Annotated in this window: 11 protein-coding genes; 3 read left to right on the top strand and 8 right to left on the bottom strand. The window is 69.9% G+C overall.

Features of this window, described 5'->3' with window-relative positions; genetic code table 11:
- Positions 1–72: 72 nt before the first annotated feature.
- From V6V47_RS22315 to V6V47_RS22295, 5 genes are all read right to left on the bottom strand, one after another.
- Complete coding sequence (locus V6V47_RS22315) at positions 73–1,113, bottom strand: ABC transporter ATP-binding protein (protein ID WP_334630245.1); 1,041 nt, start codon at positions 1,111–1,113, stop codon at positions 73–75.
- The gene (locus V6V47_RS22310) at positions 1,097–2,134 is read right to left on the bottom strand and encodes an ABC transporter ATP-binding protein (RefSeq protein WP_334630244.1); all 1,038 of its coding nucleotides are present in this window, start codon (positions 2,132–2,134) and stop codon (positions 1,097–1,099) included. The genes V6V47_RS22315 and V6V47_RS22310 overlap by 17 nt, the downstream gene beginning before the upstream one ends.
- Positions 2,135–2,138: 4 nt before the next feature.
- Positions 2,139–3,095, bottom strand: coding sequence for an ABC transporter permease (locus tag V6V47_RS22305; protein WP_334630243.1), 957 nt, complete (start codon positions 3,093–3,095; stop codon positions 2,139–2,141).
- A 72-nt stretch (positions 3,096–3,167) separates the two neighbouring features.
- Positions 3,168–4,106 (bottom strand): ABC transporter permease, encoded by a 939-nt coding sequence (locus V6V47_RS22300; protein WP_334630242.1) that lies wholly within the window; start codon positions 4,104–4,106, stop codon positions 3,168–3,170.
- A gap of 201 nt (positions 4,107–4,307) precedes the next feature.
- Entirely contained in the window at positions 4,308–5,909 is a 1,602-nt protein-coding gene (locus tag V6V47_RS22295) for a peptide ABC transporter substrate-binding protein (protein WP_334630241.1), read from the bottom strand.
- A gap of 448 nt (positions 5,910–6,357) precedes the next feature.
- Here V6V47_RS22295 and V6V47_RS22290 point away from each other — a divergent pair, with 448 nt between their 5' ends.
- Positions 6,358–7,218 carry a bifunctional methylenetetrahydrofolate dehydrogenase/methenyltetrahydrofolate cyclohydrolase gene (locus V6V47_RS22290; RefSeq protein WP_334630240.1) on the top strand — a complete coding sequence of 287 codons (861 nt, stop codon included), beginning with the start codon at positions 6,358–6,360 and terminating at the stop codon, positions 7,216–7,218.
- A gap of 103 nt (positions 7,219–7,321) precedes the next feature.
- Positions 7,322–8,272 carry a malate dehydrogenase gene (locus V6V47_RS22285; protein ID WP_334630239.1) on the top strand — a complete coding sequence of 317 codons (951 nt, stop codon included), beginning with the start codon at positions 7,322–7,324 and terminating at the stop codon, positions 8,270–8,272.
- A gap of 254 nt (positions 8,273–8,526) precedes the next feature.
- Here V6V47_RS22285 and V6V47_RS22280 read toward each other — a convergent pair whose 3' ends face one another.
- Positions 8,527–9,324, bottom strand: coding sequence for an MBL fold metallo-hydrolase (locus tag V6V47_RS22280; protein ID WP_334630238.1), 798 nt, complete (start codon positions 9,322–9,324; stop codon positions 8,527–8,529).
- Positions 9,325–9,476: 152 nt separating this feature from the next.
- Between V6V47_RS22280 and V6V47_RS22275 the strand changes: the two genes are divergently transcribed.
- On the top strand, positions 9,477–10,691 hold the full coding sequence (locus V6V47_RS22275) for an NADP-dependent isocitrate dehydrogenase (protein ID WP_334630237.1): 1,215 nt from the start codon (positions 9,477–9,479) through the stop codon (positions 10,689–10,691).
- 272 nt (positions 10,692–10,963) lie between these two features.
- Here the strand turns inward: V6V47_RS22275 and galT are convergent, their stop codons facing one another.
- Both galT and V6V47_RS22265 read right to left on the bottom strand, forming a co-directional pair.
- The gene (gene galT, locus V6V47_RS22270; protein WP_334630236.1) at positions 10,964–12,040 is read right to left on the bottom strand and encodes a galactose-1-phosphate uridylyltransferase; all 1,077 of its coding nucleotides are present in this window, start codon (positions 12,038–12,040) and stop codon (positions 10,964–10,966) included.
- Positions 12,037–12,861, bottom strand: a complete 825-nt coding sequence (locus tag V6V47_RS22265) for a DeoR/GlpR family DNA-binding transcription regulator (protein WP_334630235.1) — start codon at positions 12,859–12,861, stop codon at positions 12,037–12,039. The genes galT and V6V47_RS22265 overlap by 4 nt, the downstream gene beginning before the upstream one ends.
- Positions 12,862–12,865: the final 4 nt, after the last annotated feature.

Raw genomic sequence — 12,865 nt, 5'->3', positions numbered from 1 at the left:
TGCCCTCCGACTTCGCGGCGCGCGGGGCGCGGGGCGCGGCGCCGCCGCCCGCGCGCCGGCGTGCGGGCGGGGTTAGGGGGTTGGCGTGCCTGCGGGGCGGAGTTCGGCGAAGTGGCAGGCCGAGGGGTGCGGGTCCGCTGCTCTGGGGACCGTCTGCGGGTCTTCGACGGCGCAGATGTCCTGGGCCTTCCAGCAGCGGGTGCGGAAGTGGCAGCCGCTCGGCGGGTCGGCCGGGCTCGGCACGTCGCCCACCAGCCGGATCATGGTGCGCTGATCGCGCGCCTCCGGGTCCGGCACCGGCACCGCGGAGAGCAGGGCCTGGGTGTACGGGTGGGTGGCCCGCTCGTAGATCTCGTCCTCGGTGCCGATCTCGACGATCCTGCCGAGGTACATCACGGCCACCCGGTCGGCGATGTGCCGCACCACGGACAGGTCGTGCGCGATGAAGATGTACGAGAGCCCGAGCTCGTCCTGGAGTTGCTCCAGCAGGTTGATCACCTGGGCCTGGATGGAGACGTCCAGTGCCGACACCGGCTCGTCACAGACGATGATCTCGGGCCGCAGGGCGAGTGCCCGGGCGATGCCGATGCGCTGGCGCTGACCGCCGGAGAACTGGTGCGGGTACCGGTTGATGTGCTCGGGGTTGAGGCCGACCAGGTCCAGCAACTCCTGCACCCGCTTGGCCTTGCTGCCCTTCGGTGCGGCGTCCGGGTGGATCTCGAACGGCTCGCCGATGATGTCGCCGACCGTCATCCGCGGGTTCAGCGAGGTGTACGGGTCCTGCATCACCATCTGCATGTTGCGGCGGAGTCGACGCAGCTCGCCCCCGGAGGCCTTGAACAGGTCCTTGCCCTCCAGGGTGGCCCGGCCCGAGGTGGGCGTCTCCAGCCGCATCAGCAGCCGGGCGAGGGTGGACTTGCCGCAGCCGGACTCGCCGACCACGCCCAGCGTCTCGCCCCGGCGCAGCTCGAAGCTCACGCCGTCGACCGCCTTGACCGCGCCGATCTGCCGCTGGAACAGCACGCCCTGACTGATCGGGAAGTGCTTCACCAGGTTGTCGACGGCGAGGATGGTCTCGCCCCGGACCTTGGTGGAGCTAGCGGGCGCTGTCATCACGGACCTCCTGCGCGAAGTGGCAAGCGCTGGTCCGGCCGTCGCCGAGGACCAGGTCGGGCGGCACCACGTCCACGCAGACCTGCTGCACGTACGGGCACCGGGGGTGGAACGGGCAGCCGGACGGGATGCGCATCAGGTTCGGCGGCAAACCCTTGATCGTCGACAGCTCCTGGCCGCGCACGTCCAGGCGCGGGATCGATTCCAACAACCCCTTGGTGTACGGGTGGGCCGGCGCCTTGTACAGCGAGCGGACGTCGGCGTGCTCGACGATCCGGCCGGCGTACATGACCGCGATCCGGTCCGCGACGCCGGCGACCACACCCAGGTCGTGGGTGATCAGGATCATCGCCATGTTGAGGTCCCGGCGCAGGTCGGCCAACAGGTCCATGATCTGGGCCTGCACGGTGACGTCGAGTGCCGTGGTGGGCTCGTCGGCGATCAGCACCTTCGGGTCCAGCGCCAGCGCCATGGCGATCATGACGCGCTGCCGCATGCCTCCGGAGAACTGGTGCGGGTAGTCGCCGATCCGCTTCGCGGCACCCGGGATCTTCACCAGGTCCATGAGCTCGATGGCCCGGCGGCGGGCGTCGCTGCGGGACATGCCGGCGCGCTGGCGCAGCGTCTCGCCGATCTGCCAGCCGACCGGGAAGACCGGGTTCAGCGCGGAGAGCGCGTCCTGGAAGATCATCGCGATCTCCTTGCCGCGGACCTGCCGGCGCTGCCCCTCGGACTGGGTGAGCAGGTCCTGACCCTGGTAGAGGATCTGGCCGGAGCGGATGACCGCGGGCGGGGTGTCCAGGATGCCCATGATCGCCTGGGCGGTGACCGACTTACCCGAACCGGACTCACCGAGCACAGCCAGCGTCTCGCCGGCGTCCAGGTGGTAGGACACGCCGTTGATCACCCGGGCCACACCCTCGTTGGTCCGAAACTCGACGTGGAGGTCCCGAAGCTCCAGCAGGTGGCCGCCCTCGGGCGTGGCGGAGGCAGGTGTCGGTTGAACGGTGGGGTTGGTCATGATCTCACCGCAGCTTCGGGTCGAAGGCGTCACGGATCGCGTCGCCGAGCATGATGAACGCCAGCACGGTCAGCGCCAGGAAGGCCGACGGGACGATCAGCGGCGTGGCCGCCTCCCGCATGTGGATCCGGCCGGTGTCGATGTCCTGGCCCCAGGAGATGGTCTCCTGGCTCAGACCGATGCCCAGGAAGGAGAGCGTGGCCTCGGCGGCGATGAACGAGCCGAGCGCGATGGTCAGCACGACGATGGCCGGGGCCAGCGAGTTCGGCAGGATGTGCCGCCACATGATCCGGCCGTTGCCGGCGCCGAGCATCCGCGCCGCGGCCACGTAGTCCTGCTCCTTGGCGGTGATCACCGAGGAGCGGACCACCCGGGCGGCGGTGGTCCAGCCGAGGAGGGCCAGCACGAAGACGACCGCGACGAGCCGGGTCCACTGGCCGTCGCCGGACACCCGCTTGAGCAGCACGATGGCGGCCAGCAGCAGCGGGATGCCGAGCACCACGTCGATCACCCGGGAGAGCACCGCGTCGACCCAGCGGCCGAAGTAGCCGGCCAGCATGCCGACGACCAGCGCGATCACCCCGGTGCCGAGCGCGGCGAGCGCACCGACCAGCAGCGAGGCCCGGGTGCCGTAGACCGCCCGGGAGTACGTGTCGCAGCCCTGGAAGTTGTACCCGAAGATGGCCCCGCCCGACGGTCCCGCGTGCTGCCGGGAGAGCAGGCAGTCCTTCGGGTCGGTGGAGGTGAACACACCGGGGGCCAGGGCCATCAGGGTGAAGATGACGACCAGCGCCAGTGAGATCCAGAAGACCGGGTTGCGGCGTAGGTCGCGCCACGCGTCCCCGGCCAGGCTGCGCGGCTTGTGCGCGGCGCCGATCTGGTTCGGCGTGCCCGGCTCGCCCGAGGGCCCACGCCGGGCGGCCTGGTTCTCGGTGGCCGCCACGGTTTCGAAGTCACTCATGCCTGCACCTCGCTGCGCTCGGTGCCGGCAGGAGCGCCCAGGCACGCTGCGCTGATGATTCGTTCGCTGCGCTCACTCATAGCGGATCCTCGGGTCGAGTACGGCGTACAGGACGTCCACCACCAGGTTCGAGACCAGGTAGACCACGACGAGCACGCTGACGATGCCCACCACCAGCGGGCCGTCCTCGGTGCGGATGCCGCGGAAGAGGTTGAAGCCCACGCCGGGGATGTTGAAGACGCCCTCGGTGATGATCGCGCCGCTCATCAGGTTGCCCAGCTCGACACCGAGGAAGGTGATCACCGGGATGAGCGAGTTGCGCAGTACGTGGACGGTGACGATGCGGCGCTTGACCAGGCCCTTGGACCGGGCGGTCCGGACGTAGTCGGCGCGCAGGTTCTCCGCCACCGAGGCACGGGTCAGTCGCAGCGCGGTGGCCAGCGACAACGAGCCGAGCACGATGCCGGGCAGGAGCAGCGCGTAGAACGTCGGGTCGGAGCCGGCGGTCGGCGGGAAGAGCTGCCACTTGACGCCCAGGAAGTACTGCGCGAGCGGTGCCAGCACGATGGTCGGGATGCCCAGCACCAGCAGGGTCAGCACCAACGTCGAGTTGTCGAAGATGCTGGCTCGGCGGATGCCGGCGATCACGCCGGCGGAGACCCCGAAGATGATCGCCACGGCGAGCGCGATGAGCGCGAGCTTCACGGTGACCGGCCAGGCCCCGGCCAGGATGTCGCCGATCTGGCGGCCGGTCAGCGACTGGCCGAGGTCGCCCTGGAGCAGGCTCTTGGCGTAGTCGAAGTAGCGGTAGAAGAAGCCACCGACGCCGGTGGCGTCCAGGTGGTACTTCTCGGTCAGGTACGCCCGCTGGGCCGCCGTCACCGGTCGCTCGCCCGCGAGGGCCTGGATGGGGTCGCCCTGGCCGGCGAACGTCAGCGCGTAGACGATCAGGGTGGTCCCGAAGAACGCCAGGACCATCTGCAGTAGGCGCCGCAAGATGTAGCGGAACATGCTTAGCAGTCTCTCCGGAAATATGCGAAAGGGTCGCAGGACGGCATCTCTGGTCGTACCCGAAATATCCGAGACGCGCGCCGTCCGGCCCGGGGGAGGCCGGCGCTGCCACCGACGCCGGGCGCGTGAGCGGCCCGGCGGTGACAGCGCGGTCCGGGCCACCCGGGCAACGTCGCCCGGGTGGCCCGCACCATGGTCAGCTCAGCTGGCCGCTTCGATCTTGACGAGGTTGACCCGCTGGAACAGGTCCATCTCGACGTTCTTGACCTTGGCCGAGTGGCCGAACACGTTCTCGCCGAAGCGGAGCGGGATCACCGGCATGTCCTTGGCCAGGATGTCCTCCGCCTGCTGGTACTTGGCGATCGCCTCGTCCTGCGTCTTGGCGGCCGAACCCTCCGTGACGAGCTTGTCGAACTGCGGGTTGCTGTAGCCGTAGTAGTTCGACGAGCCGTTGGTGCTGTACAGCGGGCCGAGGTAGTCCTCCATGGTCGGGTAGTCCATCACCCAGCCCATCCGGAACGCGCCCACCGGCTGCTTCTTCTCGACCTTGGTCAGCAGGTCGGCGAACTTCGGCTCGGCCACGCCGACGGCGTCGACACCGAGGTTGGCCTTGAGCTGGTTGACCGTGGCGTCGACCCAGTCCTTGTGACCGCCATCGCCGTTGTAGGAGATGACGATCTTCGACGGGCCACCGGCGGCCTGGTAGAGCTTCTTGGCCTCGGTCGGGTTGAACTCGCCCGCCTTGCCCGCGGTGTTGTCCCGGTAGCCCGGCAGCACCGGCGAGACGAACGAGCGGGCCGGCTGCTGCGAGCCCTTGAAGACCGACTTGGAGATCTCGTCCCGGTCGATCGCCATCGAGATGGCCTTGCGCACGTCCGGGCTGCTGTACGCCTTGTCGAACGTCGGGAACGCGAGGAACTGGAACGACGACATCGGGCTGGTCTGGTACCGGTCACCGAGGTCGCTCGGCGCGGTGCTCAGGCTCTCGGTCGGGATCGTCGGCAGCACGTCCAGGTTGTCCGCCAGCACGTCCGCGTAGGCCGCGGTGAGCTGCTGGTAGATCCGGAACTCGACGTTCTTGACCTTGGGCTTCTCGCCCGGGTACGCGTCGTACCGCTCGACGTCGATCTTGCTGTCGTGCTGCCAGGTGCCCTTCATCTTGAAGGGGCCCTGGCCGATCGGCGCCTGCTCGTAGGAGTCCTTGAGCACGCCCGGAGCGGAGAACGCGGCGTCCGGCATCGGGAAGAACGCGTTGTAGCCGAGCATCGTGCGGAAGTCGATGTACGGCGCGGAGAGCGTCACGGCGAAGGTCAGGTCGTCGACCTTCTTCAGCCCCGTCATCGTCTTCGCCTTCGGCGCCTTGCCCTGCAGGTCCTGGTAGCCAGCGATCTTCTCGAAGAAGTAGTTGCTGTCCTGACCGTTCGGGGCGTACGCGCCGTAGTTCCAGGCGTTGATGTAGTCCTCGGACGTGACCTTCTCACCGTTGTGGAAGGTGTAGCCGTCCTTGAGCTTGATCGTCCAGACCTTGTTGTCCGACGAGGTGACGGACTGGGCCGCGACCTCGTACGGCTTGTTCTGGGCGTCGTAGTCGACGAGCGGGGCGAACAGGCCGGCGATCACCTGCGAACCGGACGTCTCGGTGGTGTTGGTGGGAACCAGGTGCTTCGGCTCACCGATCTGGATGCTGACCGCTGAGCTGCCGTTGCCGTCGGATCCACCGTCTCCGCCGCTGCCGCAGGCCGCGAGGCCCAGCGTCACCGCGAGCGGGAGGGCGGTCCAGGCGGCGAGTCTACGAACTCGCATTGAGCCTCCTCATCTCCTCACGCTGCGCAGTCAGACCCGACGCTGGGTAACTCTGCGCAACAAACGGCAACGGTAGGTCGGCCGTGGCTCTTCGACAACGGGCCGGTTGCGGGTGCGTAACGGTCCAGGGCTTCCCTGCTTGCCGACGGGCGACGGATTTGCTAGTGCGACTGGTGTTTAAACGCGCTGAAGTGCGGATTCTTCGCCCATCGTCGGCACCTGCCGTACCCGCCTCGGCCCGACTCGCCAGATGTCGACCGGTTGCCCGGTCTCTGCCCAGTGCGGCGGACCTGTCCGGTTGGCGGGTGATCAGCTGCACAGAATCTCACTGAGCGTGATGAGAAGCACGTCACACATAGTCACGGTCGACGGGACTGGTGGGGAGGTCGACCGGTGGCCCGAGCGAGGTCGTCGGAATGGTGAACGGCGGCCGTGAGACGATCGGATCGTGACGGCGACGCTTCTGGACGGCAAGGCAACCGCGGCGGAGATCAAGGACGAGCTGCGGATACGGGTCAAGGCACTCGCGGAGCGCGGCATCGTCCCGGGACTGGGCACGGTCCTGGTCGGGGCCGACCCGGGCAGCCAGGCGTACGTCAACGGCAAGCACCGGGACTGCGCCGAGGTGGGCATCGCCTCGATCCGCCGGGAGCTGCCGGCCGACGCCACCCAGCAGCAGGTCGAGGACGTGCTGGCCGAGCTGAACGCCGACCCGGCGTGCCACGGCTACATCGTCCAGCTGCCGCTGCCGGCCCACCTGGACACCCAGCGGGTGCTGGAGCTCATCGACCCGGACAAGGACGCCGACGGCCTGCACCCGGTCAACCTCGGCCGGCTGGTGCTCGGCTACGACGGTCCGCTGCCCTGCACCCCGCGCGGCATCGTCGAGCTGCTCCGCCGGCACGACGTGGCGCTGCGCGGTGCCACCGTCGCGGTGGTCGGTCGGGGCAACACCGTCGGTCGCCCGCTCGGCCTGCTGCTCACCCGACGCAGCGAGAATGCCACGGTGACCCTGTGCCACACCGGCACTCTCGACCTCGCCTCGCACACCCGGGCCGCCGACATCGTCATCGTCGCGGCCGGCGTACCGGGCCTGCTCACCGCCGACATGATCAACCCCGGCGCGGTGGTGGTGGACGTCGGCATCACGCGGGTGATCGGCTCGGACGGCAAGGGCCGCTACACCGGCGACGTGGCCCCGGAGGTCGCCGAGACGGCCGGCGCGCTGGTCCCGATGCCCGGCGGCGTCGGCCCGATGACCCGGGCCATGCTGCTCAGCAACGTCGTCGAGCGCGCCGAGCGGGGCTGACGTCCCGCCCACCCGGGCCGTAACCGTCCGCCCCTGGCCCGAACGGTGCCAGGATGACTGATACGGTCCGGAAAACCGACTGGTATCAGGGAGTGGGACGACCATGGGTAAGAAGGTCACTGTTGTTGGGGCCGGCTTCTACGGCTCCACCACCGCACAGCGCCTGGCCGAGTACGACGTCTTCGACACCGTCGTGATCACCGACATCGTGGAGGGCAAGCCCGCCGGTCTCGCGCTCGACCTCAACCAGTCGCGGGCCATCGAGGGCTTCGAGACCAAGGTTGTCGGCGCGACCACCGGCCCGAACGGCGAGGGCTACGAGGCCATCGAGGGCTCCGACGTCGTCGTCATCACCGCCGGCCTGCCGCGCAAGCCGGGCATGAGCCGGATGGACCTGCTCGAGACCAACGCCAAGATCGTGCGGCAGGTCGCCGAGAACGTCGCGAAGTACGCCCCGAGCGCCGTCGTCATCGTGGTCTCCAACCCGCTGGACGAGATGACCGCGCTGGCCCAGATCGCCACCCAGTTCCCGAAGAACCGGGTGCTCGGCCAGGCCGGAATGTTGGACACTGCCCGGTTCAGCAACTTCGTCGCCGAGGCGCTCAGCGTTCCGGTGGCGTCGGTCCGGACGCTGACCCTGGGCTCGCACGGCGACACCATGGTCCCGGTGCCGTCGAAGAGCACGGTCGACGGCAAGCCGCTGCGTGACGCCATGCCGGCCGACCAGATCGAGGAGCTGGTCGTCAAGACCCGCAACGGTGGCGCCGAGGTGGTCGCGCTGCTCAAGACCGGCTCGGCGTACTACGCCCCGTCGGCCGCCGCGGCTCGGATGGCGAAGGCCGTCGCGGAGGACTCCGGCGAGGTCATGCCGGTCTGCGCCTGGGTCGACGGCGAGTACGGCATCTCCGGCGTCTACCTGGGTGTCGAGGCCGCGATCGGCGCCGAGGGCGTCAAGCGGGTCGTCGAGACCGACCTGGACGCCGACGAGCTGGCCAGCCTCAAGGAGGCCGCCGAGGCCGTCCGTGCGAAGCAGGGCGACATCTCCAGCATGTGATCGCGCCAGACCCACACGAAGGGCCCGCCGGCCAGCCGGCGGGCCCTTCGCCGTCCCACCCCACCCCCGGCCACCCCACCCCCGGCCGCCCCGACCGTGGTGATCAAGAGCTTTGCGTCAGGAATCGCGGTCACGGTGACGCAAACCTCTTGATCACCAGGGCTGGGGTGGGTGGAAAGGGTGGGGGTGACGCCAGGCGGGCCGGGCTTTCGACTGCATCGAGCGAGCGCCGTTTCGCCTGGTGGTCATGGGGATCACAGGGCAGTGAAGGGGGTGCCCAGGTGCGGGGTGGCCAGGAGGGTGGGGGAGTGGGTGCGCAGGGTGGTGATCCGGGACAGTCGGGCGGTGGCCGGGTCGACCTCGTGGGCGTACGCCAGAGTGGGGTCGACCAGTTGCACCGCGTGGACCAGCAGGTCGCCGGTGAGCAGCATTCGCTCGTCGGCCGCCGTCAGCAGCACCGACTGGTGGCCGGGGGTGTGCCCGGGAGTGGGCAGCAGGCGTACCCCCGGGGTGAGGGTGGTCTCGCCGTCGACCACCCGGAGCTGGCCGGCGGCGCGCAGCGGTGCGATCAGGCCGGCCGGCAGCCCCGGGTTGATCGACTCCGCCGCGGCCAGCTCCGCGCGCTGTAACAGATAGCTCGCGTTGGGAAAGAACGGTCGTCCCGGTGTGCCGGTGACCGCCCAGCCGATGTGGTCGCTGTGCAGGTGCGTCAGCACGACCGTGTGGACGTCGGCCGGGTCGATGCCGGCGGCGGCCAGCTCGGCGGGCAGCCGGCCGGGCACCGGCGCCCAGCTCGCGGCGGGCGCGTCGGCCGGGCCGATTCCGGCGTCGACGAGGGTGACCGGGCAGTCGCCAGCGCGGATCGCGAAGCTCCGGAACGGCAGCCACCACTGCCCGTCAGTGGTCACGGTGTCGGGGTCGCGCCGGTCGGCCTCCGCCCAGTGGGCCGGCGTGGCCTGCGGAAACGCCTCCGTCCGGGGCTGAAAGAAGGCGCCCCCACCGTCCGTCAGCGCGGTGACCGTGATAGACCCGAGGGTGCGGCTCAGTGGCATCCGGCGATGGTGTCAGGGAGTGCCCGGGCGGTGCAGCCCGGTTTCCGGCGGCCGGTCGAGACCGGCAGGTCGAGGCCGGCTGGGAGCTGCCGGCGAGTTTCCAGTACGCTCGTACTGCTTGAGCACGTGTCCCTCGAGAGGAGCGCCGGCCGATGGCGAAGATCAAGGTAAACAACCCGGTCGTGGAGCTCGACGGCGACGAGATGACCCGGATCATCTGGAAGCAGATCCGGGAGCAGCTGATCCTGCCCTACCTCGACGTCGACCTGCACTACTACGACCTGTCGATCCAGCACCGCGACGAGACCGACGACCAGGTCACCGTTGACGCCGCCAACGCCATCAAGGAGCACGGCGTCGGCGTCAAGTGCGCGACCATCACCCCGGACGAGGCCCGGGTGGAAGAGTTCGGCCTGAAGAAGATGTGGCGGTCGCCCAACGGCACCATCCGCAACATCCTCGGCGGCGTCGTCTTCCGTGAGCCGATCATCATGTCCAACGTGCCGCGGCTGGTCCCCGGCTGGACCAAGCCGATCATCATCGGCCGGCACGCCCACGGTGACCAGTACAAGGCCACCGACTTCGTCGTCCCCGGCCCGGGCACGGTGACCATCACCTACACCCCGGCCGACGGCGGCGCGCCGATGGAGATGGAGGTCGCCAACTTCCCCGGCGGCGGCATCGCCATGGGCATGTACAACTACGACGAGTCGATCCGGGACTTTGCCCGGGCCTCGTTCCGGTACGGCCTGGACCGCAACTACCCGGTCTACCTGTCGACCAAGAACACCATCCTCAAGGCGTACGACGGTCGCTTCAAGGACATCTTCGCCGAGGTGTTCGAGAGCGAGTTCAAGGCCGAGTTCGCGGCCGCCGGCATCACCTACGAGCACCGGCTGATCGACGACATGGTCGCCGCCGCGCTCAAGTGGGAGGGCGGCTACGTCTGGGCCTGCAAGAACTACGACGGTGACGTGCAGTCGGACACCGTCGCGCAGGGCTTCGGCTCGCTGGGTCTGATGACCTCCGTCCTGCTCTCCCCGGACGGCCGCACCGTCGAGGCCGAGGCCGCGCACGGCACGGTCACCCGGCACTACCGGCAGTGGCAGAAGGGCGAGAAGACCTCGACCAACCCGATCGCGTCGATCTACGCCTGGACCCGGGGCCTGGCGCACCGGGGCAAGCTGGACGGCACTCCGGCGGTCACCGAGTTCGCCAACACCCTGGAGCAGGTCATCGTCGACACCGTCGAGGGTGGCCAGATGACCAAGGACCTCTCGCTGCTCATCTCGCGGGACGCCCCGTGGCTGACCACCGACGAGTTCATGAACGCGCTCGACGAGAACCTGGCGCGCAAGCTCGCCTGATCCTCGCGTACCGCAGAATCGGAGCCCGCCGGCACGTGCCGGCGGGCTCCGGCGTGTCCGGCGGTGACACGCGACCCGGCGTCACCCCGGTCGGCGCGCCTCGTTGACCAGGGTGGACGAGATGCCAGTCGCGTCCAGGAAGGTTGACTGCGGTCGCCTCGCGACATGCGTGCCCGACCAGCCAGCCTTCCCGGCTGTGTGGTGCACAGCCTGCCGTCCCTTCCCTGCGGGGGGCCCTGTCCCGGGCCCCCCGCGCCCTCGCTCCGCTCGTCTCAGGCGGCGCGCAGGAGGTCGGCGGCGCGCTCGGGGGCGATGTCGTTGATGAAGACGCCCATCCCGGACTCGGAGCCGGCCAGGTACTTCAGCTTGTCCTTGGCCCGTCGGGTGCTGAACAGCTGAAGGTGCAGGTGGCCCAGCTCGCGGTCGATCCGCACGGGTGCCTGCTGCCACGCGGCGATGTACGGCATCGGCATGTCGAACAGCCCGTCGAAGCGGCGCAGCAGGTCCAGGTAGAGCGGCCCGAAGGCGTCCCGCTCGCTGTCGCTGAGCGCGGGGATGTCCGGAACAGCCCGGTGCGGCGCCACGTGCACCTCGAACGGCCAGCGGGCCGCCGCCGGAACGAACGCGGTCCAGTGCTCGTTCGAGGTGACCACCCGGTCGCCGGCGGCACGCTCGGCGGCCAGCACGTCGGCGAAGAGGTTGCCTCCGCCGGTCCGGTCCGCGTGGCGGCGGGCCGCGGCGAGCAGCGCCCGGGTGCGCGGCGTCACGAAGGGGTACGCGTAGATCTGCCCGTGGGGGTGGTGCAGCGTGACACCGATCTCGACGCCCCGGTTCTCGAAGCAGAACACCTGCTCCACGCCGGGCAGCGCCCCGAGCACCTCGGTGCGGTCGGCGAGGGCGTCCAGCACGGTACGGACCCGGCGCGGGGGCAGGCTGGCGAAGGACGCGTTGTGGTCGGAGGTGAAGCAGACCACCTCGCACCGGCCGAGGCCCGGCCGGACCGGCGTGAACGGAGTGATCTCTCCGGGCTCGTCGGACACCCGGCCGCTCAGCGACGGGAAGCGGTTCTCGAAGACCACCACGTCGTAGTCGGGGGCGGGGATCTCGGTCAGCCGGTCGCCCTCCGACGGGTCGAGCGGGCACTCGTTCGCCGGTGGCAGGAAGATGCGGGTCTGCCGGTGCACGGCGACCGCCACCCACTCGTCGGTCAGCGGGTCGTAGCGCAGTTGGGACGCGGGGGGCGGCGGCGGCAGGTCCCGGCGGTCCGGCTGGTCGCGGACGGCGTCGTCGCGCTCGTCGAAGTAGATCAGCTCCCGGCCGTCGGCCAGGTCGATCGCGGTGCGCTTCACTGCGCCGTCCCCTCACTCGTCGGCGTGCCCGTCACGCGGCTCGCCCCCGTCGCCTTCACCATGATCAATTCGCCCACCTGCTCGCCGAGTACCCGTCGAGCGGGCGGTGACAACTGGTCGTCGCTGACCAGTACGTGTGCCGCGGCCAGCTCGACGATCGAGGAGATGCCGACCGTGCCCCACTTGGTGTGATCGGCGAGCACCACCAGCCGGTCCGCCGCCGCCACCAACGCCCGGTCGGTCTCCGCCTCCATGAGGTTCGGAGTGGTGAAGCCGGCCCGTTCGGTGATGCCGTGCACGCCGAGGAAGAGCAGGTCCAGGTGCAGCGCCCGGACGGCGCCCACCGCGAGCGGGCCGACCAGCGCGTCCGACGGCGTACGGACACCGCCGGTGAGCACCACCGTCTGGTCCGGTCGTCCGCCGGCGTGCAGGATCTCGGCCACCGGCAAGGAGTTGGTCACCACGGTCAGGCCGGGCACGTCCACCAGCCTCCGGGCCAACTCGGCGGTGGTGGTGCCGGCGGAGAGCGCGACCGCCGCGCCCGGGCGGACCAACTGCGCCGCGCGGTCCGCGATGGCGGCCTTCTCGGCCAACTGGCGGACGGACTTGGCGTGGAAGCCCGGCTCGTCGGTCGAGCTCGGGCCGGCGACCGTGGCGCCGCCGTGCACCTTGGCGAGGAGGCCGCGCTCGTGCAGCGCCTCCAGGTCACGCCGGATGGTCATGTCGGAGACGCCGAACTCGACGGCCAGCTCGGTCACCCGGACACCACCGGTCAGCCGGACCCGCTCCAGGATGGCCGCCTGTCGCTGCTGAGCGAGCATCCGC

The organism is Micromonospora sp. CPCC 205539, from assembly GCF_036906815.1.
Classification (GTDB): domain Bacteria; phylum Actinomycetota; class Actinomycetes; order Mycobacteriales; family Micromonosporaceae; genus Micromonospora.
This window is presented reverse-complemented; position numbering and strand designations above follow the sequence as displayed.

Excerpts from the sequence above, each read along its gene's own strand:
- V6V47_RS22315 (WP_334630245.1), bottom strand. The coding sequence starts at position 1,113 with ATGACAGCGCCCGCTAGCTCCACCAAGGTCCGGGGCGAGACCATCCTC.
- V6V47_RS22310 (WP_334630244.1), bottom strand. The coding sequence starts at position 2,134 with ATGACCAACCCCACCGTTCAACCGACACCTGCCTCCGCCACGCCCGAG.
- V6V47_RS22305 (WP_334630243.1), bottom strand. The coding sequence starts at position 3,095 with ATGAGTGACTTCGAAACCGTGGCGGCCACCGAGAACCAGGCCGCCCGG.
- V6V47_RS22300 (WP_334630242.1), bottom strand. The coding sequence starts at position 4,106 with ATGTTCCGCTACATCTTGCGGCGCCTACTGCAGATGGTCCTGGCGTTC.
- V6V47_RS22295 (WP_334630241.1), bottom strand. The coding sequence starts at position 5,909 with ATGCGAGTTCGTAGACTCGCCGCCTGGACCGCCCTCCCGCTCGCGGTG.
- V6V47_RS22285 (WP_334630239.1), top strand. The coding sequence starts at position 7,322 with ATGGGTAAGAAGGTCACTGTTGTTGGGGCCGGCTTCTACGGCTCCACC.
- V6V47_RS22280 (WP_334630238.1), bottom strand. The coding sequence starts at position 9,324 with ATGCCACTGAGCCGCACCCTCGGGTCTATCACGGTCACCGCGCTGACG.
- V6V47_RS22275 (WP_334630237.1), top strand. The coding sequence starts at position 9,477 with ATGGCGAAGATCAAGGTAAACAACCCGGTCGTGGAGCTCGACGGCGAC.
- V6V47_RS22265 (WP_334630235.1), bottom strand. The coding sequence starts at position 12,861 with ATGCTCGCTCAGCAGCGACAGGCGGCCATCCTGGAGCGGGTCCGGCTG.